Here is a 21,702-nt window from a genome sequence, read left to right as displayed (position 1 = left end):
TTGCGGGAGTAAACGTGCTGGTGGTGAGCCCGGCGGTAGGGATCACTCGGCCCCGAACGGAACCCCAACCCCCACTTGGGGGAGCCCCGCCGTTTTCGCTAGGGTCTCGGGCCATGGCTAACTACCAGGCCCCGCAGGGCAATCACGACCCCGCCGGCAGCACCCAGATGTTCCGCGCGTTCGTCGACGAGGCCCCGCAGGGCCGTCAGGCGGCGGCACCTACCAGCAGCGGCCCGCGCATCGGCCTCATCCTCGGCGTCGTGGTCGCCGTGGCGATCGTCGCGGCGGTGGCCTGGCTGGCACTGGCGTAACCGGCCCGCGCCCACCCCTGCCGCCCCTGGCGGCACGCCTGCCCGCAGCCAGGGCAGCCAGCCAGCGCGCCCGCACCCACGTACGGCGAGAAGGGGCCGTGTCGGGGGGTCTCCGCCCGCAGCGGTTGGGCGCGTCGACGCCCGTCAGTCGGTGAGTGGGTCCGTCGCGCCGTTCCGAGGAGACCGACCGGGTGCAGCATGGCGGCGGTGATCGCCACCACGGACACCCCCACCCGGCGCGGCCCCGGCCCACACCCAACGGTCAGGCGAAGCGAATGCGCGCCCCCCGCCGGAGGCACGGCCACAGGCGAACGGCGCGGCCCCTACGACCGCGCCCCAGCCCTCGGTCAGGACCCGCTAGTCCGAGATCAGACCTTCCCGGAGCTGCGCCAGCGTCCGGGTCAGCAGCCGGGAGACGTGCATCTGCGAGATGCCGACCTCCTCACCGATCTGCGACTGCGTCATGTTCGCGAAGAACCGCAGCATGATGATCCGCCGCTCACGGGGCGGCAGCTTCGCCAGCAGCGGCTTCAGCGACTCCCGGTACTCCACACCCTCCAGCGCGGTGTCCTCGTACCCCAGCCGGTCCGCCAGCGACCCCTCGCCGCCGTCGTCCTCCGGCGCCGGCGAGTCCAGCGAGGACGCCGTGTAGGCGTTCCCCACCGCCAGCCCGTCGACGACGTCCTCCTCGGACACCCCGAGCACGGCGGCCAGTTCGCTCACCGTCGGCGACCGGTCCAGCTTCTGCGAGAGCTCGTCGCTGGCCTTGGTCAGAGCGAGCCGCAGCTCCTGCAGCCGGCGCGGCACCCGCACCGACCAGGACGTGTCCCGGAAGAACCGCTTGATCTCCCCGACCACCGTCGGCATCGCGAACGTCGGGAACTCCACGCCCCGTTCGCAGTCGAACCGGTCGATCGCCTTGATCAGCCCGATCGTGCCGACCTGGACGATGTCCTCCATCGGCTCGTTCCGGGAGCGGAACCGCGCGGCGGCGTACCGCACGAGCGGGAGGTTGAGCTCGATGAGCGTGTCACGGACGTACGCACGCTCGGGGCTGTCCTCGTCGAGCGCGGCCAGCCGCAGGAACAGGGAGCGGGACAGGGTGCGGGTGTCGATGGCGCCCGCAGCCGGAAGGACCGGAACGGGCTCGGCCGCGAGGGCCGGTACGTCATCGATGGAGCCGAGTGAGTCGAGAGCATGGGGAGCTGTCTCGCTCTCCGCGAGCGTGAGCACCTTCGAGCTGCCCTGTTCTGCGGACATGCCACCCCCTTTGGGTCGCGGGACGGTCGCGGCGAACGCCCCCGCTTGAGGAACGCAGCCTTCACCTGAATACCGGAGCCGGAGCTCTGGCAAACGCGCTTCCCGCAGAATGTCACATGTCGGCAACACGCTGTAGTGACATGTCGACATCTGAGACGCGAATACGCCCTGCAAACACGGGGTCTGACGGCTTTTCGGCTTTCAACTGTCGGCAACCGCCCTGATGAGCGATTCCCTCCCCGCGGTGACCTCTCGCTAGCGTTTGCGATTACGCGTCGATGCGGTTCGCAGACCGCAACCGCTGAAAGCTACGCGCGAGTAGCCGCGACACGTGCATCTGCGAGACACCGAGCTCCGCGGAGATCTGAGACTGCGTGAGATTGCTGTAGTACCGCAGCAGCAGGATCCGCTGCTCCCGCTCGGGCAGCTGGACGAGCAGATGCCGGACGAGATCACGGTGCTCCACACCGTCCAGCGCGGGATCCTCGTAGCCGAGCCGGTCCAGCAGCCCCGGCATCCCGTCGCCCTCCTGCGCGGCCTCCAGGGAGGTCGCGTGGTACGACCGCCCGGCCTCGATGCAGGAGAGCACCTCGTCCTCGGTGATGCGCAACCGCTCGGCGATCTCCGCGGTCGTCGGGGTGCGTCCGAAGGAGGTCGTCAGGTCCTCCGTCGCGCTGTTGACCTGCACCCACAGCTCGTGCAGCCGGCGCGGCACATGGACGGTGCGGACGTTGTCGCGGAAGTACCGCTTGATCTCGCCGACGACGGTCGGCATCGCGAACGTCGGGAACTGCACGCCCCGGTCCGGGTCGAAGCGGTCGATGGCGTTGATGAGCCCGATGGTGCCGACCTGGACGACGTCCTCCATCGGCTCGTTGCGGGAGCGGAACCGGGCGGCCGCGTAGCGCACGAGCGGGAGGTTGGCCTCGATGAGCGCCCCGCGCACGCGGTCGTGCTCCGGGGTGCCCGGCTGGAGCTCCTTGAGCTGCGCGAAGAGGACCTGGGTGAGGGCCCGGGTGTCGGCGCCGCGGCTGCTGCGCTGGGGCGCGGCCGGAACGCCTTCCGGCGATGCCGCCTGAGGGGGTGCTGCCTGAGGGGGTGCCGCCTGAGGGGCCGCGGCCGGAGAGGGCGAGGGCGGCGCCTGAGGGGACGAGGGGGAGGCTTGAGGGGGTGCTGCCTGAGGTGCGGTACTGGCCAGCACGGTCAACTCCACCTCGTCATCGTCAACGCATCCGTCAACTCTTCCATCAAAAGCGGTCATAGCATCACAAGACATGCACTCTGTGTGCAAGCACCCCATAACTACGTGTTGAGGAATGAAAGCCGCACGAATCCTCACTCAACAGAAGAGCCCCCTGTCGAAGCGACAGGGGGCGGAGGCGACCGGTCTCGGAACCGGTCTCAGAACTCGTAGTCCGCGATCACCCACGTGGCGAACTCCCGCCACAGCGCGACCCCGGCCTGGTGGTCGGGGTGCTCCACGTACCGCCGCAGCGCGTCGGCGTCGTCGCAGGCCGAGTTGATGGCGAAGTCGTAGGCGATGGGACGGTCGCTGACGTTCCAGCCGAGCTCCCAGAAACGGAGTTCCGGGATCTTGTCGCCGAGCGCGCGGAAGGCCTCGACGCCCTTCACGACCCGGGGGTCGTCGCGCTCGACGCCCTCGTTGAGCTTGAAGAGCACCAGGTGGCGGATCATCACTTTGCTCCGTTCGCAACCCACGTGGCGAAGTCGCCGAGAGCCCCGGCGGCGTCCGATATGCCCTGGAACCCTATCTGGACGTAGTCGGCGGCCTTCTTCGGGTCCGTGACGATCACGTACATCACGAAGACCACGACGACATAGACGGCGACCTTCTTCGCGTTCACCGCCATCGCGGCCTCCCATGTCACTGGTGTCCCATGCAGCGCACATGATCGCACGAAGGTCCGATCACACGAAGAACGCGGCGGGCCGGCCACGGGCTGCTTCGGTGCTTGCCCGCCCCGTCGCGGTCTTCTCAGGCCACCGCTCGGCGGTCATGCTTGCGGGACGCACTGAGCCGGGGCGCTGTCGGCTCGGTGTTCGACGGCTGAGGCGGGGGAGGGCGAGCTGTGTCACTTGATCTTGCGATCAATCTGGCCGCGTCGTTCGTGGCCTTCTCGACCGGATGGCTGACCCGCAATCTCCTCACGTACTTCCGCGACAGCCGTCCGGTGGCCCGCCTGTGGCGGATCGACCGACAAAGGCCCGTGACCGCTGTCGTCGGCAGTGCGCGTGAGAGGAGACTGCTCTGGGAGTCGGATGCCCTGGCGGCGATGAACATCCGCATCAGCCTCGCCCGTGAGCTCAAGATCCATGCGATCGGCACCGTGAGATCGTCCGCCTTCAGCATGGCCGGACACGCAGAGGACAACGTGGTCGTCATCGGCGGGCCCGCGATGAACGAGGTGTGGAAGACGTATGCGAGCAGGTTGGACGTGCCGTACGAGTTCCAGATCGTCGGCGACCGCTATCGCATCGTCGCCCGGGAAACCGGCGCGTCGTTCGGCGAGCTGAGGGGCGCCGATGTCGAAGTCGGGCAGGATCACGCGCTGGTGATCTTTGCTTGGAACCCCTTCGAGCCCCGCAGCAGATTGATCATGATGGCAGGCTGCGGCTACCTGGCCACCTTGGCTGCGCCTGCCGTCTTCTCTCCCGACTCGGCGAGGAGACTCGCCCGGCGATTCGACACGTCCAAGCCGTTTGCGCTGGTCCTCTCCGTGGAGGACATCAACGGCTACATGTCCAAGCCCAAGATCGTTGCGTGGCAGCAGTTCGCCCCACCGGCCGGGAGTTGAAAAGAGACGGAGACGCGCGAAGGGCCCGGCTCGATGAGCCGGACCCTTCGTCCACAAGCGGTAGCGGAGGGATTTGAACCCTCGGTGACTTGCGCCACACTCGCTTTCGAGGCGAGCTCCTTCGGCCGCTCGGACACGCTACCGAGGGAGACCTTACAGCAAGGAGCCGCGTGCTTTGAAATCGGTATTCAGCGACCGCGGAAGAACTCGGTGAGCAGCCCGGCGCACTCCTCGGCGAGCACGCCCTCGATCACCTCGGGCCGGTGGTTGAGCCGCCGGTCGCGGACGAGGTCCCAGAGGGAGCCGGCCGCGCCGGCCTTCTCGTCGCGGGCGCCGTAGACGAGCCGGTCGACGCGGGACTGCTGGATCGCACCCGCGCACATCGTGCAGGGCTCCAGCGTGACCACGAGGGTGCAGCCGGCGAGCCGCCACGCGCCGAGGGCGGCCGCGGCCCGCCGCAGGGCGAGGAGCTCCGCATGGGCCGTGGGGTCGCCGTCGGCCTCGCGTTCGTTGTGCCCGGCCGCGAGCACGGTCGTGCCGTCCGGGGCCAGGACGACGGCGCCGACGGGGACGTCCCCGCCCCGGACGGCCTCGGCGGCTTCGTCCAGGGCGAGTCGCATCGCGGGCCGCCAGGGGTCCCGGACCGGGTCCGGCGGTGCCGGGGCGGCATGAGCGGTCAGCGGACGGCCTCCAGGGTCTCCGAGGCGCCCAGGGACTCGGCGATCTCGGTGACGGCGTCCGTCGACATCAGCCGCAGTTCCTTCTCGCTCACCCCGAGGTCGTCCAGGATCAGCGCATCGCCGACCGGGCCGTGCGGCACGGACTCGGCGGAGGCGGCTGGCCCGGAGCCGCCCTCGGCATCGTCGTCGTCCTCGTCGGATTCACCGTCCTCGGTACCGTCGAGATCGAGGGCGTCGAGGACGTCCCCGTCGTCCGGATCGCGGCCGAGCAGCTCGTCGGTCAGCAGGATCTCGCCGTAGCTGCTGCGGGCAGCGGCGGCGGCGTCCGACACGTAGATGCGAGGGTCTTCCTCGCCGTCCACGCGGACGACGCCGAACCAGGCGTCCTCCTGCTCGATGAGCACGAGCACCGTGTCCTCGTCGGGGGAGGCTTCACGGGCCAGGTCGGCGAGATCCGACAGGGTTTCCACATCGTCGAGCTCTGTGTCGCTCGCTTCCCACCCGTCTTCGGTGCGCGCGAGCAGTGCGGCGAAGTACACCGTGACTCTCCCACTGGTCATAGGCGTGCCGGTTGGGGGTCCCCCCGGCGGAGGTTACGGGCGGGGAGTGCTCGTCCGAGCCCCACCCACTCGGAATCGTGGCAGAAACAAGGCGTTCAGGGGACGTCTTCGGCTCCCTGTGTCCGGCAGTTCTGCTCGCACGCCCGTTGCCGCCACCTGCGGATCGTACGCGGCTTTGCCTCGCTCCACGCACGGTCACCCGCGACAATCTCCGCGCGGTTCGTGATCTTTGCCGGGGGTTTCCTCACCGGTTTCCTACCAGCGGAAGGTGCGCATGCGCATGGCGTGCCGCAGCCGGGCCGTCTTGACGCGGCGCGGCTGGACGCGGTCGCGCAGCGCCCGGGCCTCGGCCAGATCGCGCAGGAACCGGGCGCGACGCCGGCGCCGCTCGGCGTCGGACTCCTCGGTCCCGTCCGTACGGTCGGGCTTCGGGCCCGTCCCCGGCCACATGAGCGGCAATGGATCATCTCGGAATTTCCGGTCGGGCATCAGGTTCACCACCCCTAATCCGTCCTATCCGCCTTCCCCCGGACGGGCGGTTTGACGCCGGCGATCGGGTGACGGCCGGACGGCGGGCTTGCCGTGCGGTCCGGGGCACCCCGCCCGGTTAATGTTGTGGACATGCGTCTCCACGTCGTCGACCACCCTCTGGTCGCCCACAAGCTCACCACGCTGCGCGACCAGCGCACCGACTCCGCGACCTTCCGCCGTCTCGCCGACGAGCTGGTCACCCTGCTCGCCTACGAGGCCACGCGTGACGTGCGCACCGAACAGGTCGACATCCAGACGCCGGTCGCGCGGACCACGGGCGTCAAGCTCTCGCACCCGCGGCCGCTGGTGGTGCCGATCCTGCGGGCCGGGCTCGGCATGCTGGACGGCATGGTCCGGCTGCTGCCGACCGCCGAGGTGGGCTTCCTGGGCATGATCCGCAACGAGGAGACGCTCGAGGCCTCCACGTACGCGACGCGGATGCCCGAGGACCTGTCGGGGCGTCAGGTCTATGTGCTCGACCCGATGCTCGCCACCGGCGGCACGCTGGTCGCTGCGATCCGGGAGCTGATCCGGCGTGGCGCGGACGACGTGACCGCCGTGGTGCTGCTGGCCGCGCCGGAGGGCGTCGAGATCATGGAGCGCGAGCTGGCGGGCACGCCGGTGACGGTCGTGACCGCCTCGGTCGACGAGCGGCTGAACGAGCACGGCTACATCGTGCCGGGCCTCGGAGACGCGGGGGACCGGATGTACGGGGCGGCCGAGTAGGTCTCCCCGGCTGGACCCAGCGGGTTCAGCAGCCCTTCTTCGACGTCGGCGCCGGCTCGGGCGTGGCCAGCTTGGTCAGCGCCCGGTCGGCGTCCGGCCTTTTCGCCAGTTCCTTGAAGCGGTCCCCGATGACGAGGTCGACGGCAGCGCCCTTGCGGGCCGCCTCGGTACGCCGTTCGGCGCCCGGGAGCTGAGTGCCGAGCACGGGCAGCGAGGTGTCGAGCGCGGCGGCGGGGCCGAGCAACAGGCCGGTGCCCTTGACCTTCTTGTCGTACTGCTTGGTCGCGTTGCCCACGTCGCCGATCTTGAAGCCGCGCTTCTTGAGCTCGTCGGCGGTCTTCTTCGCCAGGCCACCGCGGGTGGTGGCGTTGAGCACGTTGACGGTGATCGTGCGCGGCTCGGGCAGGGGCTTGGCGCTGGGCGAGGGGCTCGCCTTGGTCTTGATGCCGCAGTCGGTCCCGTCGCCGGCCGCCGAAGCCTCTTTGCCGCCGCCGGTGAAGACGTCGATGAGCTGCAGCGTGCCCCACCCGCCCACACCGAGGACGACGACGGACGCGACGGTCAGGACGACGAGCCTGCCGCGCCGCCGGGGCCGACGCATCTTGGGGTACTTGTTGCCCGTGATGCGGTACTTGCCGCCCATGCCGGGGGGAGTCAGCATGCTCATGAGCGCAGCGTAGTGCGCCCGGGCGACGGTGCCTACTAGATGATCATTCGACGTCGCCCAGTGGAACCCGAAAGGGCCAACCCGCGACCGCCGGGGATCAGTCGAGCTCGAGCACGCGCGCGTGCAGCACCTGGCGCTGCTGGAGTGCGGCCCGCACCGCGCGGTGCAGTCCGTCCTCCAGGTACAGGTCGCCCTGCCACTTCACGACGTGCGCGAAGAGGTCGCCGTAGAACGTCGAGTCCTCGGCGAGCAGCGTTTCCAGATCGAGCTGACCCTTGGTCGTCACGAGCTGATCGAGGCGGACCGGGCGCGGCGCGACGTCCGCCCACTGCCGGGTGCTTTCCCGGCCGTGGTCGGGGTACGGCCGGCCGTTTCCGATGCGCTTGAAGATCACACGGAAAGCCTACCGGTCAAGACCTTCCGGGCGCAGCCATGGCGAGCGAGTGCGACGCTGAAAAAATCAATACAAGGCGGTACGAACCCGGAACAGGTGCGCGAATATGCCGGAGCGCGAGGCCATGCCGTCGGCCCCCGCTCCGGAGGTGTCCGAGCGTGCCGCCGCCCTACCTCAGGACGCCCTGCGGATCGCCTCCGGCTACGCGTTCTCCGGCCCGGCCCTGCACCTGGGGGCCCTGCTGTGGGACGGGCGGTGCCTGCCGGACGCCCGGATCCGGGTGCCGCTGGCGATGCTCAACCGCCACGGCCTGGTCGCGGGCGCCGCCGGCACCGGCAAGACCAAGACGCTCCAGCTGATCGCCGAGCAGCTGTCCGCCCAGGGCGTGCCGGTCTTCCTGGCCGACGTCAAGGGCGACCTCTCCGGGATCGCCGCGCCGGGCCGACCGGACGCCCGGGTCGAGGGCCGGGCCGCCGACGTCCACCAGCGCTGGGCGGCGACCGGCTTCCCGGCCGAGTACTTCGCCCTCGGCGACATCGGACGCGGCGTCCCCGTCCGGGCCACGGTCAACGGCTTCGGGCCGGTGCTGCTGGCCAAGGCGCTGCGGCTGAACCGGACCCAGGAGCAGTCGCTCGGGCTGATCTTCCACTACGCCGACAGCAAGGGCCTGGAGCTGATCGACCTGGAGGACCTCCGGGCGGTCGTGACCTTCCTGACCTCGGACGAGGGCAGGCCGGAGCTGAGGACGATCGGCGGTCTGTCGGCGGCCACGGCCGGGGTGATCCTGCGGTCCCTCACCGCCTTCGAGGCGCAGGGCGCGTCCGGCTTCTTCGGGGAGCCGGAGTTCGACACGGCCGAATTGCTGCGTACGGGTGAGGACGGACGCGGCGTCGTCTCGGTCCTGGAACTGAGCGCCGTACAGGACCGGCCTCAGCTCTTCTCGACGTTCCTCATGTGGCTGCTCGCCGATCTCTTCCAGGATCTGCCCGAGCTCGGCGACATCGACAAACCGCGGCTGGTGTTCCTCCTCGACGAGGCGCATCTGCTCTTCGACGACGCCTCCGAGGCGTTTGTGGAGTCGATCACGCAGACCGTGCGCCTGATTCGCTCCAAAGGGGTCGGGGTCCTCTTCGTGACGCAGTCCCCGAAGGACGTACCCGCGGACGTCCTCGCCCAGCTCGGCAGCCGTGTCCAGCACGCGCTGCGGGCCTTCACCCCCGAGGACCAGAAGGCCCTGAGCGCCGCGGTGAGGACCTTCCCGAAGTCGCCCTACGACCTCGAAGAGGTGCTGACGAATCTGGGGACGGGTGAGGCGGTCGTGACGGTGCCGAGCGAGAGGGGCGCCCCGACCCCGGTCGCCGCGACCCGGCTGCGGGCACCCGAGTCGTTGATGGGGCCGCTCGGGCAGGAGGCCCTGGAGCGGGCCGTCGCGGAGTCGCCGCTGAAGGAGCGGTACGCGCAGGCCGTGGACCGGGAGTCGGCGTACGAGCGACTGGAGCGCGGCGGGGGTGCGAAGGAGCCCGACGAGATGCGGGACGCGGCACCTGAACGACGGGGGCGGGCGCAGGAGCAGCCGTCCATGGCCGAGCAGGTGGTCGAGAGCGGCGTCTTCATGTCGCCGGCCAGGTCGGTGGGGACGCAGACCGGGCGGGAGATCACCCGATCGCTGTTCGGCACGGCACGGCGTTCGGGGTGGCGGAGGCGCTAGGCCGGCGGCGGGCACGGCGTTCGGGGTGGCGGAGGCGCTAGGCCGGCGGCGGGCACGGCGTTCGGGGTGGCGGAGGCGCTAGGCCGGCGGCGGGCGGGGGTCCTCGGGGTGGCGGAGGCGCTGGGCCGGCGGCGGGCACGGCGTTCGGGGCGCGGCGGAGGCGCCAGGCCGGCGGAGTGGTCGGGGCGGAAGCGTCGGGCGGGGTCCTCGGGAGGGCGGGGGAGCTGGGCCGGCGGGTCCTCGGGAGGGCGGGGGAGCTGGGCCGGCGGGTCCTCGGGAGGGCGCAGGCGTCGGGACGGCGGAGGCGTCGGGGTGCCTCCGCCGTGTGCTGGGTCAGCCGCGGTCTTCTCTTCTCCCCTGCGGGGGCTGCGGCGGTTTCCGCGTGTCCGGCCGGGAGTGGGGCTTGGGGGTGCTGCGGGCGGCCTCCGCCCGCAGGAGGGCGCGCAGGACCGCGTACGGGTCTTGGAGCATGGCTGGTTCCTCGTCGTTCCTCGTTCGTCTTTCCTGGTTGCGTGCGGGACGGACGGGCCGGGGGACGGCCGGTCCTGTCAGCAGCGCAGGACCTCGGAACGCAGGGGGCGAGGGCCGTGCGGCGGGCTCGGCGTCACGGGCACGAACCGCTGGGCGGCGTACTCGGGTCCGGGGCACGCGAGCGGGGCCGGGGCCGGCGGGGCGGCGACGCGACGGACACCCCGGGCCGGTGGGCGCAGGGCTGTGGCGAGGAGGTCGCACTCGACGGTGGTGTTCTCCCCGGAGACGGGGGCCGTCCATCCCGAGTGGGCCTCGGCGTGGGTGCCCGGCACGAGGAGGGCGAGCAGCAGGACGATCAGCACCCGTGGCCAGGCGTGCCGGCACGGGCCGCGGGGGACCGGCGCCCTCAGCCAGGCGTGCCGGCACGGGCCGCGGGGGACCGGCGCCCTCAGCCAGGCGTGCCGGCGTGGGCCGCGGGGGACCGGCTGCGGTGCGGGGGTCACGGGATGTCATTCCCCGCGGCGGCCACGCCGTTCATCCCGCCGACCGCTGGATCCGCTCGCTCGGCCCACGCGGGGGAGCCGCTCGGTGGCTCGGTCATGGTTCATGCTGCGACCGTGCCGGAAGCGGCCGCCACCCGGAACGGACCAGGCGGCTGACGTGCCCGCTTCTGACTGTTACCGGGGGTGGGCCGGTCGGCTGACCTGCCCGCTTCTGACTGTTGCCGGGGGTGGGCCGGTCGGCTGACCTGCCCGCTCCTGACTGTTGCCGGGGGCGGGCCGGGAAGCCGGTGTTCTCGCTCGGGCCGGGGTCTACTTGCCGGAGGCCTTCGCCGCCTTCGCCGCCGCCTTCATCTCCTGCTTGTGTGCCCGCACCTTGACCAGCGACTCGGGGCCCGTGATGTCGGCGACCGAGCGGAACGAGTCCGGCTCGCCGTAGGAGCCCGCCGCCTCGCGCCAGCCCGTGGGGCGCACGCCGAGCTGCTTGCCCAGCAGGGCGAGGAAGATCTGGGCCTTCTGCTTGCCGAAGCCGGGCAGTTCGGCGAGACGCTTCAGCAGTTCCTTGCCGGTGCCGACGTCCTTCCAGACGGCCTCGGCGTCACCCTCGTAATGCTCGACGAGGTACTGGCACAGCTGCTGGATCCGCTTGGCCATGGAGCCCGGGTAGCGGTGTACCGCCGGTTTCTCGGAGAGCAGCGCGGCGAAGGCCTCCGGCTCGTGCGCGGCGATCTCGTGCGCGTCCAGATCGTCCGTGCCGAGCCGCCGGGCGATCGTCGCCGGGCCCTTGAACGCCCACTCCATGGGGACCTGCTGGTCCAGCAGCATGCCGACCAGCGCGGCGAGCGGGCTGCGGCCGAGCAGCGCGTCGGCCTCGGGATCCTGGGCGAGGTGAAGAGTGACGTCCATGCCCCGATCATCCCCCGGGGCGGGCCCGCCCGCTGCTCAGGTCGCCCGCCAGTAGCCCAGCGCATGCACCCGCTGCTTGGGCAGCCCCAGTTCTTTGCGGACGTACGTCGCGAGGGCCCGGGTCGTCGCCGTGTCGCAGGCGATCCAGACATAGGGGTCGGCCGTGTCCTGGAGCAGGCCGGGCAGGTCCGACTTCACCCGGTCGACCAGGTGGGCGCCGGAGTCCCGGCGGGGCACCCTCCGGAGCTCGTGCCGGTCCGGGTCGGCACGGAACGGCAGGTCCTCGTCGCCGCCCTCGAACCAGACCGTGGCCGGGGCGGAACCGAGGGCGCCCAGGAGGGAGTTGATGGCCGGGAGCGAGGCCGGGTCGCCGACGGCGAAGACGTGGGAGGGGGCGGGGCTCGGGTGCTCGAAGCCGGTGCCCTGGACGGTCGCCTCGATGGTGTCGCCCGGGCTCGCCCCCCTGGCCCAGTCGCTCGCGCACCCCTCGTGCAGGGCGAACTCCAGGCCGAAGGTGCCGGCCCGGGCGTCCGGATCGACCAGGGTGTAGGCCCGCTGGTGCGGCTTGCCCGCGTTGTCGAACCACAGCCGTACCCACATGGTGGGGTGCACTCCGGTCGCGGCCAGCAGACCGCCGTCCGTGAAGCGCAGCCGCCGGTAGTCCGGGGTGACGTCCTCGACGTCCGTCACCGTGAACTCGAAGTCCTTGGCACGCAGCAGTTTGAGGACCGCGCCCTCCCAACCCCGCCCCTGCCCCATCGCGTTCCAGCCCCTCGCGTACGATTTCGGCCACAGCTTTGACTTAGGCAAGGCTAACCTAAAGGTAAGTGGGGGTACAGCGTGGCCACCGAGATCTACCGTGACGCCTGGGGCATTCCGCACCTGCGTGCGGACAGTGCGGCCGAACTCGCCCGGGCGCAGGGCCTCGTCACCGCCCGCGACCGGGCCTGGCAGCTGGAGACCGACCGCCACCGGGCGCAGGGCACCTCGGCGTCCTTCCTCGGTGAGGACGCCCTGGCCTGGGACCGGTTCGCGAGACGGGCACGACTCGACGACACCGCGAGACGTTGTTTCGCGGACCTGGACAGACGCGACCCCGGGACGGCGCGCTGGGTGCGGGCGTACGTCGACGGGGTCAACGAGGGGCTGGCCCACGCCACCGCACCCGAGTTCGCCCGCACCGGTCTCACCCCCGGCCGCTGGGAGCCCTGGACCCCCCTCGGCGTCTGGCTCGCCATCCACATCCTCTTCGCCGGGTTCCCCGCCAAGCTCTGGCGCGAGCAGGTCGCCGCCCACCTGGACGCGGACGCCATCGGCCTCTTCGCCACCGACGGTCCCGGCACCTCCGGCAGCAACGGCTGGCTGGTCGGCGGCGAGCGGACGGTCACCGGGCAGGCCGTCATCGCCGGCGACCCCCACCGCTGGATCGAGGACCCGGGCGTCTACCAGCAGATCCACCTGTCCTGCCCCGAGTTCGACGTCGTGGGCCTGGCCGTCCCCGGTGTCCCCGGCATCGCCCACTTCGGGCACACCGGCTCGGTCGCCTGGGCCATCACCAACGCCATGGCCGACTACCAGGACCTCTACAGGGAGCGGCTGCGGCGCACCGGCGCCGGGGTGGAGGCCCTCGGCCCGGACGGGGTCTGGCGGCGGGCGGCCCGGCACACGGAGACGGTCGAGGTGGCGGGCGCGGAGCCGGTCGAGGTCGAGGTGATCGAGACCGATCGGGGCCCGGTGATCATCGGCGGACCCGAGGGGATCGACGACGGCCTCGCCGACGCCGCTCCCGCCGGTCCCGCTGACGCCGTTCCCGCCGGTCCTGCCGACGCCGTTCCCGCCGGTCCTGCCGACGCCGTTCCCGCCGGTCCTGCCGATGCCGTTCCTGCCGACGCCGTTCCCGCCGGTCCTGCCCACGCCGCTCCCGCCGGTCCTGCCCACGCCGCTCCTGCCGACGCCGTTCCCGCCGGTCCTGCCGACGCCGCTCCCGCCGCTCCCGTCGCCCCGCCCGTGGCGATCAGCCTGCGCTACCCGCCCCGCGTCACCGGCGACCTCGGCTTCAGTGCCCTGCTGCCGCTGCTGCGCTCCCGCCGGGTCGCCGATGTGGACCGGGCCTTCGACCGCTGGGCCGAGCCGGTCAACGTCGTCCAGGCCGCCGACACCGAGGGCGGTGTCCTGCACCGCGTGGCCGGGCGGGTGCCGGTGCGCGCCGGGGTCAACTCCCTGCGGATCGTGCCCGCCTGGGAGCCCGGCCACGAGTGGCAGGGCTGGCACGTGTCACCGCGCGCCGGGCTCACCGACGGCGTCGCCGTCATGGCCAACCAGCGCGGCCCGGCCGAACCCCTCGGCGTCGAGTTCGCCCCGCCGCACCGCGCCGACCGCATCGCCGCGCTGCTCGCGGGCAAGGAGCACTGGTCCGCCGCCGACATGCCCGCCCTCCACACCGACACCCACCTGGCCTCCGCGGCCCCCCTCCTGGACCACCTCGCCGCCCTCGACGCCCTCACCCCGGAGGCCGCCGCCCTCCGGGACCGCCTCCTCGGCTGGGACCGCCGCATGGACGCGGGCAGCGCCGACGCGGCGCTTTACGCGGCCGTGCGCGGAGCGGTCGTGCGGCGGCTCGCGGCGCACCCCGTCTTCGCGGGTCTCACCACACCACCGGCGTACCCCGAGGTGTTCCAGCCGTGGCTGGCCCTCGTGCCCCGGGTCGGCTTCGCCCTGGAACACCTGCTGCGGGCCGGGGAACTGTACGGAATCGACCGCCCGGCGGCCGTCCGCGCGGCGATCGAGGACGTGGCGCTGCGCCCGCCGGCCGGGGTCTGGGGCGACACCCATCGCCTCGCCCCCTGGCGGGCCCTGGAGCCGGAGCGGCCGTACGACGAACCGGGGCTGTCCGGCGACCACGACTGCGTGCTGTGCACCTCGGGCGTGCCGGGCCTCACCGACCGAGCCGCCCGGGGCCCGGCCGCCCGGTACGTCTGGGACCTGGCCCGGCGCGAGGACAGCCGCTGGGTGGTCCCGCTCGGCGCCTCGGGCGTCCCCGGCTCGCCCCACCACCGCGATCAGCTCCCCCTGTGGCTCGCGGGAGACCTCGCCCCGGTCGTCACCGACTGGTCCCTGCTGAAGAAGGAAACCGATGTCTGACCCGTACGCCTCCCGCACCTCCGTCCACGAGGAGGTGACCGACGGCTTCGGCACCGTCCGCGTCCTGCCGCTGGACCCCGCGGCCGACGCCCCCGTCATCCACCGGTGGGTCAGCGAGGAACGGGCCGCGTTCTGGGGCATGACCGAGCTGACGGAACAGCAGGTCGCCGGCGTCTACGCCCACATGGCCACGCTCGACACCCACCACGCCCACCTCGTCGTGCGGGACGGCCAGCCGGTCGCCCTCCTCCAGACCTACGAGCCGGAGGCCGACCGCGTGAGCGAGTGCTACGAGGTCCGCCCCGGCGACATCGGCCTGCACCTGCTCCTCGCTCCCGCGGGTCCGGGCGGCGGACAACGCGGCTGGACCGCCGGGCTGCTGGCCGCCATCGCGGCATACGTCCTGCCCGGCCTGGACCGCCGCCGGATCGTGGTCGACCCGGACGTGCGCAACGAGAAGGCGATCGCCCGTTTCCTCCGGATGGGCTTCACTTCCGGCCCGGTGGTGGTCCTGCCGGAGATCGACCTCCCGGACGTGTACCTGCCGGAGAAGAAGGCCCAGCTCGCCTTCCTGGACCGGGAGATACTGTTCCCCGGGTGACCCCCGAGGACCTCATCGCCCACTACCGCCTGGAGCCGATCCCGCGCGAGGGCGGCCTGTTCCGCCAGACCTGGGCCGGCCCCGAACGACCCGACGGCAGGCCGGAGGGCACGGCGATCGTCGCGCTGCTGACGGCGGACGACTTCTCCGCCCTGCACCGCCTGCCGACGGACGAGATCTGGCACTTCTACCGGGGCGACCCCCTGGAGCTCCTGCTGCTCGCCCCGGACGGCACCACGAGGACGGTGGTGCTCGGGCCGGACGTCCTGCACGGCCAGCACGTCCAGTTCACGGTCCCCGCCGGCACGTGGATGGGCGGGAGGGTGCGCGGGGCCGGGCGGTGGACCTTGTTCGGCTGCACCATGGCGCCCGGCTTCACGTTCGACGGCTACGAGCACGGGGACGCCGCCGAGCTGACGGCCCGCTATCCGGCCGTGGCCGACGAGATCGCAGCACTGTCCAGGTCTGCCTCCTAGGGGCGCGGAACCGTACCGATGTGCGGCTCCGCCGCGTGCGGGCGATCCGCCCCGTACACGGACAACAGTCGCCCGCCGAACGACGGACAGCGCCCACTCCGGTGAGCACTACACCGATCCCGTCCGTACTCCACTCGTAGCCGTACAGCCAGACCCCGGAGACCCACGTGGACCAACGGCGGAACGAGGATCGCAATGTCGGACATCCCCGGCGATTCCAAGCCCTGGTGCTGCTCGGCACCGTGCTGGTACTGCTCCTCGCCGGAGCAGCCCCCGCCTCCGCCCACGCCGCCCTCCGCGGCACCGACCCCGACGACGGATCCCTCGTCCGGCAGGCACCCCGTCACATCACCCTGACCTTCACCGAGTCCGTGGGCCTGCTCGACGACTCCTTCCGGGTCTTCGGCCCCGACCAGCGCCGGGTCCACACCGGCGAGGCCACGCACGCGGACGGCCGCTCCGACACGGCCCGGGTCGGCCTGCCCGGCAAGCTCGCCCAGGGCACGTACACGGTGGCCTGGCGAGTAGTCTCCGCCGACAGTCACCCCGTCTCCGGCGCCTTCTCCTTCTCCGTGGGGAAGCGTTCGGCGACGACGGTCCAGATCGACACCGGCTCGACCGAGGACCCGCTCACCGGCGGCCTCAACGACGCCGCCCGCTACCTCGCCTACCTCGCGGCCGCGCTGCTCGTCGGCCTGGCCGCGTTCGCCCTGCTCTGCCGGCCGGCGAACACCTCCGCCCTGCGCCGGCCGCTGGTGGCGGCATGGTGGACGCTGCTGGGCTCGACGCTCGTCCTGCTCCTGCTGCGCGCCCCGTACGAGGCGGGCACGGGTCCGGCCACCGCCTTCGACGCCTCCGCCCTCGGCCGCACCCTGACCGGCCGCCCGGGCCTGGCCCTGGTCGCCCGGCTGGTCCTGCTCCTGCTGACCGCGGCCTTCCTGCTGTGGCTGTCCCGGCGCCGTGACCCGAGGGAGCGGCCCGTCGCCCTGGCGATCGGCACGGCCCTGGCCGCCGCCCTGGCCCTGACCTGGGCGGCGGCCGAGCACGCCTCCGCCGGGATCCAGGTGCCCCTGGCGATGACGTCGTCCGTCCTGCACCTCCTGGCGACCGGTGTCTGGCTCGGCGGCCTCGCGGCACTGCTGCTGACCCTGCGCCGCTCGTCCGGCGACGCGGTGGCGGACGACATGGTGGAGGTCGTACCCCGCTTCTCGCGCATCGCCTTCGCCTCGGTGACCGTCCTGGCCGTCACGGGCGTCTACCAGTCCTGGCGCGGCCTCGGCTCCCTCTCCGCACTGACCGGCACGTCGTACGGCCGTCTGCTGCTCGCCAAACTGGCGGGGGTGGCCGTGCTGTTGCTGGTGGCCCGGTACTCGCGGCGCTGGACGGCGAGGCTCGCGGCCCCGGCCGCCGTCACCCGGGCCGCCGCCGTCCAGGAGCGGGTCCTGCAGCCGGTCGGGGCACCGGCGGCACACGACGGCTCCGAGGAACGCGGGACGCCGGACGAGGCGGCCGAGGAGCCTCCCGCGTCCGGGGCCGCCGGGGCGCCGGGCGAGGCGGCCGAGGAGCCTCCCGCGTCCGGGGCCGCCGGGGCGCCGGGCGAGGCGGCCGAGGAGCCTCCCGCGTCCGGGGCCGACCCGGACACCTGGCGCCGCCTGCGCCGCTCCGTCCTCGTGGAAGTCGCCGTCGCCGCGGTGGTGTTGATGATCACGACCGTGCTCACGGGCACCCTTCCGGCCCGAGCCCAGGCCGAGGCGGCCCGGCAGGCCCCGGCAGGCGCGCTGCCGCCCACCACCCTGATCACGGTGCCCTACGACACGGGCACGGAATCGGTGAGCGGTCGCGGCACGGTGCAGGTCACCGTGGACCCGGCCCGCGTCGGCGAGAACGGCATCCAGGCCGTGGTCGCCGGCTCCGACAAGGGCCTGGTCGTCGTCCCCGAGGTCCGCATCACCTTCACCCTGCCCTCCCGGAAGGTCGGCCCGATCGACGCCGAACTCACCGACCAGGGCGGCTACTGGAGCACCAACTCCGTCAACCTGCCGCTCCCCGGGAACTGGACGATGAAGACGACCGTGCGGGTGTCGGAGGTGGACCAGGTGTCGGTGGAGCGTCAGGTGCGGATCGCGCGCTAGGCAGCACCACCGGCCCGTCCCGTTCGAGGAGCCGTGTCATGGTCTCGGCGTCGCGGACGGCGGCGTCGCCGCAGCAGTTGTTGAACAGGACGTGGACCTGCTCGGTCCGCTCGGCCAGCCGCCGCACGCGCGGCAGCCACTCGGTGAGTTCGTCCTCGTCGTACGCGTACCGGAAGCGGTCCTCCTTGCTGCCGGTGCCCCAGGCGCTGCTGCGGCCGTGGAAGCGGACGACGGAGAGCCGGGGCGAGGTCACGGGAGTGACCGGCGGGACGGAGGACGCAAGCGTCTGCGTCATGTCGACGGCGACCGCGGCCATGCCGTGCCCGGCGAGCAGCGCGACCGTGGCCTCGGCCTGCCCCGGCTCCCACCAGGAGGGATGCCGGAACTCGACGGCGAGGGGCCAGCCCGCCGTCCGCTGCGCGCACTCCCGCAGGAACGCCTCCGCCCGCTGCCCGGGCCGGAACCAGGGCGGGAACTGGAACAGCACGCTCCCGAGCCGCCCGGCCTCCCGAAGCGGCTCGATCCCGGCCGCGAACCGGGCCCACACCGCGTCGAGCACCGCCGGGTCCCGGTGCTCGGCCGGCAGCCCCCCGGGCATCACCGCCTGCCGGGTGGGGTGCCCGGTGAGCAGTGAGAACGCCTTCACGTCGAAGAGGAAACCGTCCGGTGTCCGCTCGGTCCACAACCGGCTGTTCCGCTCGCTCGGCAGCGCGTAGTACGAGGCGTCGACCTCGACGACCGGAAACCGCTCGGCGTAGTGCCGTAACCGGCCCTCCGCGTCCCGCCGCCCCGGGGGATACCAGCCGCTGCCGACCAGCGCCCGGTCGGTCCAGGAACACGTGCCCACGCGGATCTGACCCATGGGGGAGCGGTTACCCGGGCCGGCCGGCGGCAGGCTCGGCTTCTCGATGGGGCGGCACGGTGAGACTCCCCCTATGTTGGTAACCAGGTGATATCTGCGTAAATGCGGGGTTACGGCTGATTCCCCCGAGAGTGAGATGACCGATCATGGAGCAGCCCGTCACCGCCGGCCGGGCCACCCGGTCCCACGGAGCAGAGCCGGAAGACCTGGAAGCCCTCGTCGGGGCCTCCCTCACGGCCCGAGTGACCCTCGACGAACACGGCATCGTGACCGGCTGGAACGCGGGCGCCGAGCGGCTCCTCGGCTACTCGGCCGGGCAGGTGACCGGCCGCCGTGCCGCGGATCTGCTGGCCGAGCCGATACCGATGCGGGGAGGCCTGCCCACGCTCACCGGACTGCCCCGCTGGAACGGCGACGTCGCGCTCCGGCACCGCGACGGCCGGAGGATGACGGTCGGGATCCTCGCCCACCACAGGCCGCCCGGCGCCGACGGCCCCGCCTGGCTCATCGTCTCCGCCCTGACCGACCGGCAGCCGGCCGGTATCGAGGAGTCCCTCGTGAGCTGGAGCTTCGCCCAGTCCCCGTGCTGCGCCCTGGCGATCTACGACACCCGGCTCCGGCTGCGCCGGGCCAACGCCGACATGGAACGCGCCACCGCACTCACCGAGGAGGAGATGCGGGGCCTGCGCGTGTCCGAGATCGTCGACGACGACGCCGGCCGACGGGCGGAACAGGGCATGGCCCGGGTGCTGCGGACCGGTGAGCCGGAGTACGAGGAGAACTACCTGCGCGCCCCCGGCGAAAGCCATGAGCACGCCTGGTCGGTCTTCCTGTCCGCGCTGCGCGACCAGGAGGGCACCATCCGGGGCGTCTGCCTGTCGGCGCACGACATGACGGAGCAGTTCTGGGCCCGCAAGCGCCTCCAGCTGATCGCCGAGGCCGGCCGCCGCATCGGCAGCTCCCTCGACGTGACGCGCACGGCCGAGGAGCTGGCGGACGTGACCGTCCCGGCCCTGGCCGACTTCGTCAGTGTCGATCTGCTGGCCGCGCTGGACGACGTGGCCGAGCCGCCCGCGCGGGCCGTTCCGGCGGACGGGCCGTTGCTGCTGCGCCGGGCCGCCCTGCGGTCGGTGACCCCGGGCGCCCCGGAGTCGGTCGTACCGGCCGGCACCGTGGACGCCTACCCGGCGGACTCGATGCCCTTCGAGAGCCTGCGCACCGGACGGCCCGCACTGCACGAGACGACCGACCCGGCCTTCACCGCCTGGCTCGCCCGCGACCCGGCCCGTGCGGCCCGGGTCCGCGCGTTCGGCATCCACTCCGTGATGACCGTGCCCCTGGCCGCCCGGGGCACCACCCTGGGCGTCGTCTTCTTCGTCCGGCACCGCAACCAGGACCCCTTCCGGCACGACGACCTGGTCCTGGCCGGGGAACTGGTGGCACGGGCCGCGGTCAGCATCGACAACGCCCGCCGCTACACCCGCGAACGTGCCACGGCGGTCACGCTCCAGCGCAGCCTGCTGCCGCGGCGGCTGCCCCGGCAGGCCGCCGTCGAGGTCGCCTCCCGCTACCTCCCCGCAGGCGGGCACGCCGGTGTCGGCGGGGACTGGTTCGATGTCATCCCGCTCTCGGGGGCACGGGTCGCGCTGGTCGTCGGAGACGTGGTCGGCCACGGGCTGGTGGCGTCGGCGACCATGGGACGGCTGCGTACGGCGGTCCGCACGCTGGCCGACATCGACCTGCCCTGCGACGAGCTGCTGACCCACCTCGACGACCTGGTAGCCCGGCTGAACAGGGAGGAGGAGAGCGACGCCGAGGGCAGCGCGACGGGCCCGGCCCGGACCGCCGGCGACCTGGGGGCCACCTGCCTGTACGCCGTCTACGACCCCGTGACCCGGCACTGCTGCTTCGCGGGGGCCGGGCATCCCGTACCCGCCGTGGTGAGCCCGGAGGGCAGCGTCGAACTCGTCGGGCTCCCGACCGCGCCCCCGCTCGGCGTGGGCGGCCTGCCGTACGAGTCCACCGAGGTCGTCGTCCCCGAGGGCAGTCTGCTCGCCCTCTACACCAACGGCCTCGTCGAGACCCCCGACCGCGACCTCGACACCGGCGTCGGCCGGCTGCGGGAGGCCCTGGGCCGCCCGGCTGCCTCGCTGGACGCCCTGTGCGACACGGTCCTCGCCGACCTGCTGCCGCCGCGGCCGGCCGACGACGTGGCCCTGCTCATCGCCCGTACCCGCGCGCTCGACGCGACGCAGGTCGCCACCTGGGCGGTGCCGGCCGACCCGTCCGCGGTCGCGCAGACCCGCAAGGACGTGGTGGCGCAATTGGAACGGTGGGGGCTGTCCGACGCCGTGTTCGTCACGGAGCTGGTCGTCAGCGAACTCGTCACCAACGCCATCCGGCACGCCGAGCCACCGGTCCAGCTGCGCCTGATCCACGACACGACCCTGATCTGCGAGGTCTCCGACGGCGGCAACACCGCGCCCCATCTGCGGCGCGCCCGCACCTACGACGAGGGCGGCCGCGGCCTGCTTCTCGTCGCCCAGCTGACCGAGCGCTGGGGCACCCGCCAGAGCGAGACGGGAAAGACCATCTGGGCGGAACAGACCCTGTCCCCCGCGTGAGGAGCCACCGGCCATGACCCGACGAGCGTCCCGCCCGGCCGCCCGCGCACCCGTGCAGCAGGCCGCCCTGACGGGCGGCAGGAACTCCGCGGACGACTGGCTCCACGTCGTCCCGGGCATCGCCATGGTCGGCCTGCCCCTGGACCTCGGCAGGCGCGGCCCGCGTACCGACGCACGGTAAGGATCACCGAGGACGTCATGCAGACCTTCCTGCCCTACCCCGACTTCCGTGCCACGGCCTTGGACCTCGGCAGGCGCGGCCCGCGTACCGACGCACGGTAAGGATCACCGAGGACGTCATGCAGACCTTCCTGCCCTACCCCGACTTCCGTGCCA

The 21,702-nt window shown here is 72.5% G+C and carries 24 protein-coding genes and 1 tRNA gene; 10 read left to right on the top strand and 15 right to left on the bottom strand.

The window, feature by feature from the left end:
• Positions 1 to 113: 113 nt before the first annotated feature.
• Positions 114 to 311 carry a hypothetical protein gene (locus tag ACZ7EG_RS10535; protein WP_471075161.1) on the top strand — a complete coding sequence of 66 codons (198 nt, stop codon included), beginning with the start codon at positions 114 to 116 and terminating at the stop codon, positions 309 to 311.
• Between the two features lie 357 nt (positions 312 to 668).
• Here the strand turns inward: ACZ7EG_RS10535 and ACZ7EG_RS10530 are convergent, their stop codons facing one another.
• From ACZ7EG_RS10530 to ACZ7EG_RS10515, 4 genes are all read right to left on the bottom strand, one after another.
• A complete protein-coding gene (locus ACZ7EG_RS10530) occupies positions 669 to 1,571 on the bottom strand; it encodes an RNA polymerase sigma factor SigF (RefSeq protein WP_471075158.1) in 903 nt (300 codons plus the stop codon).
• Positions 1,572 to 1,839: 268 nt separating this feature from the next.
• On the bottom strand, positions 1,840 to 2,832 hold the full coding sequence (locus tag ACZ7EG_RS10525; RefSeq protein ID WP_471075155.1) for an RNA polymerase sigma factor SigF: 993 nt from the start codon (positions 2,830 to 2,832) through the stop codon (positions 1,840 to 1,842).
• Positions 2,833 to 2,972: 140 nt separating this feature from the next.
• A complete protein-coding gene (locus tag ACZ7EG_RS10520) occupies positions 2,973 to 3,266 on the bottom strand; it encodes a Dabb family protein (protein WP_031105389.1) in 294 nt (97 codons plus the stop codon).
• Entirely contained in the window at positions 3,266 to 3,442 is a 177-nt protein-coding gene (locus ACZ7EG_RS10515; RefSeq protein ID WP_104778998.1) for a hypothetical protein, read from the bottom strand. Before ACZ7EG_RS10515 ends, ACZ7EG_RS10520 begins: the two co-directional genes overlap by 1 nt.
• Before the next feature lie 219 nt (positions 3,443 to 3,661).
• Here ACZ7EG_RS10515 and ACZ7EG_RS10510 point away from each other — a divergent pair, with 219 nt between their 5' ends.
• Entirely contained in the window at positions 3,662 to 4,387 is a 726-nt protein-coding gene (locus ACZ7EG_RS10510) for a hypothetical protein (RefSeq protein WP_471075151.1), read from the top strand.
• Between the two features lie 58 nt (positions 4,388 to 4,445).
• On the opposite strand, the gene ACZ7EG_RS10505 is transcribed toward ACZ7EG_RS10510, so the two are convergent.
• The 4 genes from ACZ7EG_RS10505 to ACZ7EG_RS10490 form a co-directional block, all read right to left on the bottom strand.
• Positions 4,446 to 4,530: transfer RNA gene (locus tag ACZ7EG_RS10505), tRNA-Ser, on the bottom strand.
• 45 nt (positions 4,531 to 4,575) lie between these two features.
• On the bottom strand, positions 4,576 to 5,007 hold the full coding sequence (gene tadA, locus ACZ7EG_RS10500; protein ID WP_471075148.1) for a tRNA adenosine(34) deaminase TadA: 432 nt from the start codon (positions 5,005 to 5,007) through the stop codon (positions 4,576 to 4,578).
• 56 nt (positions 5,008 to 5,063) lie between these two features.
• The gene (locus ACZ7EG_RS10495) at positions 5,064 to 5,606 is read right to left on the bottom strand and encodes a tRNA adenosine deaminase-associated protein (protein ID WP_471077030.1); all 543 of its coding nucleotides are present in this window, start codon (positions 5,604 to 5,606) and stop codon (positions 5,064 to 5,066) included.
• A 276-nt stretch (positions 5,607 to 5,882) separates the two neighbouring features.
• Positions 5,883 to 6,116, bottom strand: a complete 234-nt coding sequence (locus ACZ7EG_RS10490; protein ID WP_471075145.1) for a hypothetical protein — start codon at positions 6,114 to 6,116, stop codon at positions 5,883 to 5,885.
• Positions 6,117 to 6,248: 132 nt separating this feature from the next.
• On the opposite strand from ACZ7EG_RS10490, the gene upp reads away from it, so the two are divergent.
• Complete coding sequence (gene upp / locus ACZ7EG_RS10485; RefSeq protein ID WP_104778992.1) at positions 6,249 to 6,884, top strand: uracil phosphoribosyltransferase; 636 nt, start codon at positions 6,249 to 6,251, stop codon at positions 6,882 to 6,884.
• A 25-nt stretch (positions 6,885 to 6,909) separates the two neighbouring features.
• Here upp and ACZ7EG_RS10480 read toward each other — a convergent pair whose 3' ends face one another.
• Positions 6,910 to 7,527 carry a LytR C-terminal domain-containing protein gene (locus ACZ7EG_RS10480; protein ID WP_471077027.1) on the bottom strand — a complete coding sequence of 206 codons (618 nt, stop codon included), beginning with the start codon at positions 7,525 to 7,527 and terminating at the stop codon, positions 6,910 to 6,912.
• A gap of 121 nt (positions 7,528 to 7,648) precedes the next feature.
• The gene (locus ACZ7EG_RS10475) at positions 7,649 to 7,945 is read right to left on the bottom strand and encodes a type II toxin-antitoxin system VapB family antitoxin (RefSeq protein WP_003999914.1); all 297 of its coding nucleotides are present in this window, start codon (positions 7,943 to 7,945) and stop codon (positions 7,649 to 7,651) included.
• A gap of 106 nt (positions 7,946 to 8,051) precedes the next feature.
• Here ACZ7EG_RS10475 and ACZ7EG_RS10470 point away from each other — a divergent pair, with 106 nt between their 5' ends.
• Positions 8,052 to 9,653, top strand: coding sequence for a helicase HerA-like domain-containing protein (locus ACZ7EG_RS10470; RefSeq protein ID WP_471075142.1), 1,602 nt, complete (start codon positions 8,052 to 8,054; stop codon positions 9,651 to 9,653).
• A gap of 333 nt (positions 9,654 to 9,986) precedes the next feature.
• On the opposite strand, the gene ACZ7EG_RS10465 is transcribed toward ACZ7EG_RS10470, so the two are convergent.
• The 4 genes from ACZ7EG_RS10465 to ACZ7EG_RS10450 all read right to left on the bottom strand — a co-directional run bounded on the left by ACZ7EG_RS10465 (position 9,987) and on the right by ACZ7EG_RS10450 (position 12,289).
• Positions 9,987 to 10,124, bottom strand: coding sequence for a hypothetical protein (locus ACZ7EG_RS10465; protein ID WP_471075139.1), 138 nt, complete (start codon positions 10,122 to 10,124; stop codon positions 9,987 to 9,989).
• Between the two features lie 77 nt (positions 10,125 to 10,201).
• Complete coding sequence (locus tag ACZ7EG_RS10460; RefSeq protein WP_471075136.1) at positions 10,202 to 10,627, bottom strand: hypothetical protein; 426 nt, start codon at positions 10,625 to 10,627, stop codon at positions 10,202 to 10,204.
• A gap of 309 nt (positions 10,628 to 10,936) precedes the next feature.
• Positions 10,937 to 11,530, bottom strand: coding sequence for an HhH-GPD-type base excision DNA repair protein (locus ACZ7EG_RS10455; RefSeq protein WP_471075133.1), 594 nt, complete (start codon positions 11,528 to 11,530; stop codon positions 10,937 to 10,939).
• Between the two features lie 36 nt (positions 11,531 to 11,566).
• Positions 11,567 to 12,289: a siderophore-interacting protein gene (locus ACZ7EG_RS10450; RefSeq protein WP_471075130.1), complete on the bottom strand. Its 723-nt coding sequence runs from the start codon at positions 12,287 to 12,289 to the stop codon at positions 11,567 to 11,569.
• Positions 12,290 to 12,370: 81 nt separating this feature from the next.
• Between ACZ7EG_RS10450 and ACZ7EG_RS10445 the strand changes: the two genes are divergently transcribed.
• The 4 genes from ACZ7EG_RS10445 to ACZ7EG_RS10430 all read left to right on the top strand — a co-directional run bounded on the left by ACZ7EG_RS10445 (position 12,371) and on the right by ACZ7EG_RS10430 (position 17,880).
• Positions 12,371 to 14,671, top strand: a complete 2,301-nt coding sequence (locus tag ACZ7EG_RS10445; RefSeq protein WP_471075127.1) for a penicillin acylase family protein — start codon at positions 12,371 to 12,373, stop codon at positions 14,669 to 14,671.
• Positions 14,664 to 15,272 carry a GNAT family N-acetyltransferase gene (locus ACZ7EG_RS10440; protein WP_471075124.1) on the top strand — a complete coding sequence of 203 codons (609 nt, stop codon included), beginning with the start codon at positions 14,664 to 14,666 and terminating at the stop codon, positions 15,270 to 15,272. The genes ACZ7EG_RS10445 and ACZ7EG_RS10440 overlap by 8 nt, the downstream gene beginning before the upstream one ends.
• Entirely contained in the window at positions 15,269 to 15,748 is a 480-nt protein-coding gene (locus tag ACZ7EG_RS10435) for a cupin domain-containing protein (protein ID WP_471075121.1), read from the top strand. The genes ACZ7EG_RS10440 and ACZ7EG_RS10435 overlap by 4 nt, the downstream gene beginning before the upstream one ends.
• A 227-nt stretch (positions 15,749 to 15,975) precedes the next feature.
• Positions 15,976 to 17,880: a copper resistance CopC/CopD family protein gene (locus ACZ7EG_RS10430; RefSeq protein ID WP_471077024.1), complete on the top strand. Its 1,905-nt coding sequence runs from the start codon at positions 15,976 to 15,978 to the stop codon at positions 17,878 to 17,880.
• Here the strand turns inward: ACZ7EG_RS10430 and ACZ7EG_RS10425 are convergent.
• Positions 17,780 to 18,742 (bottom strand): DUF72 domain-containing protein, encoded by a 963-nt coding sequence (locus ACZ7EG_RS10425; protein ID WP_471075118.1) that lies wholly within the window; start codon positions 18,740 to 18,742, stop codon positions 17,780 to 17,782. The two genes, ACZ7EG_RS10430 and ACZ7EG_RS10425, sit on opposite strands and share 101 nt — an antisense overlap.
• 146 nt (positions 18,743 to 18,888) lie before the next feature.
• Between ACZ7EG_RS10425 and ACZ7EG_RS10420 the strand changes: the two genes are divergently transcribed.
• Both ACZ7EG_RS10420 and ACZ7EG_RS10415 read left to right on the top strand, forming a co-directional pair.
• On the top strand, positions 18,889 to 21,366 hold the full coding sequence (locus tag ACZ7EG_RS10420) for a SpoIIE family protein phosphatase (protein ID WP_471075115.1): 2,478 nt from the start codon (positions 18,889 to 18,891) through the stop codon (positions 21,364 to 21,366).
• A 13-nt stretch (positions 21,367 to 21,379) separates the two neighbouring features.
• Positions 21,380 to 21,547, top strand: coding sequence for a hypothetical protein (locus ACZ7EG_RS10415; protein ID WP_471075112.1), 168 nt, complete (start codon positions 21,380 to 21,382; stop codon positions 21,545 to 21,547).
• Positions 21,548 to 21,702 lie beyond the last annotated feature (155 nt).

This window comes from Streptomyces sp. NPDC037100 (assembly GCF_055606225.1).
The sequence above is the reverse complement of the archived record's forward strand: the minus strand, read 5'-3'. Positions and strand labels throughout refer to the sequence as shown.

Coding starts and splice junctions, on each gene's coding strand:
- ACZ7EG_RS10535 (WP_471075161.1), top strand. CDS start 114: ATGGCTAACTACCAGGCCCCGCAGGGCAATCACGACCCCGCCGGCAGC.
- ACZ7EG_RS10530 (WP_471075158.1), bottom strand. CDS start 1,571: ATGTCCGCAGAACAGGGCAGCTCGAAGGTGCTCACGCTCGCGGAGAGC.
- ACZ7EG_RS10525 (WP_471075155.1), bottom strand. CDS start 2,832: ATGACCGCTTTTGATGGAAGAGTTGACGGATGCGTTGACGATGACGAG.
- ACZ7EG_RS10520 (WP_031105389.1), bottom strand. CDS start 3,266: ATGATCCGCCACCTGGTGCTCTTCAAGCTCAACGAGGGCGTCGAGCGC.
- ACZ7EG_RS10515 (WP_104778998.1), bottom strand. CDS start 3,442: ATGGCGGTGAACGCGAAGAAGGTCGCCGTCTATGTCGTCGTGGTCTTC.
- tadA (WP_471075148.1), bottom strand. CDS start 5,007: ATGCGACTCGCCCTGGACGAAGCCGCCGAGGCCGTCCGGGGCGGGGAC.
- ACZ7EG_RS10490 (WP_471075145.1), bottom strand. CDS start 6,116: ATGCCCGACCGGAAATTCCGAGATGATCCATTGCCGCTCATGTGGCCG.
- upp (WP_104778992.1), top strand. CDS start 6,249: ATGCGTCTCCACGTCGTCGACCACCCTCTGGTCGCCCACAAGCTCACC.
- ACZ7EG_RS10480 (WP_471077027.1), bottom strand. CDS start 7,527: ATGGGCGGCAAGTACCGCATCACGGGCAACAAGTACCCCAAGATGCGT.
- ACZ7EG_RS10470 (WP_471075142.1), top strand. CDS start 8,052: ATGCCGGAGCGCGAGGCCATGCCGTCGGCCCCCGCTCCGGAGGTGTCC.
- ACZ7EG_RS10465 (WP_471075139.1), bottom strand. CDS start 10,124: ATGCTCCAAGACCCGTACGCGGTCCTGCGCGCCCTCCTGCGGGCGGAG.
- ACZ7EG_RS10455 (WP_471075133.1), bottom strand. CDS start 11,530: ATGGACGTCACTCTTCACCTCGCCCAGGATCCCGAGGCCGACGCGCTG.
- ACZ7EG_RS10450 (WP_471075130.1), bottom strand. CDS start 12,289: ATGGGGCAGGGGCGGGGTTGGGAGGGCGCGGTCCTCAAACTGCTGCGT.
- ACZ7EG_RS10440 (WP_471075124.1), top strand. CDS start 14,664: ATGTCTGACCCGTACGCCTCCCGCACCTCCGTCCACGAGGAGGTGACC.
- ACZ7EG_RS10425 (WP_471075118.1), bottom strand. CDS start 18,742: ATGGGTCAGATCCGCGTGGGCACGTGTTCCTGGACCGACCGGGCGCTG.
- ACZ7EG_RS10420 (WP_471075115.1), top strand. CDS start 18,889: ATGGAGCAGCCCGTCACCGCCGGCCGGGCCACCCGGTCCCACGGAGCA.
- ACZ7EG_RS10415 (WP_471075112.1), top strand. CDS start 21,380: ATGACCCGACGAGCGTCCCGCCCGGCCGCCCGCGCACCCGTGCAGCAG.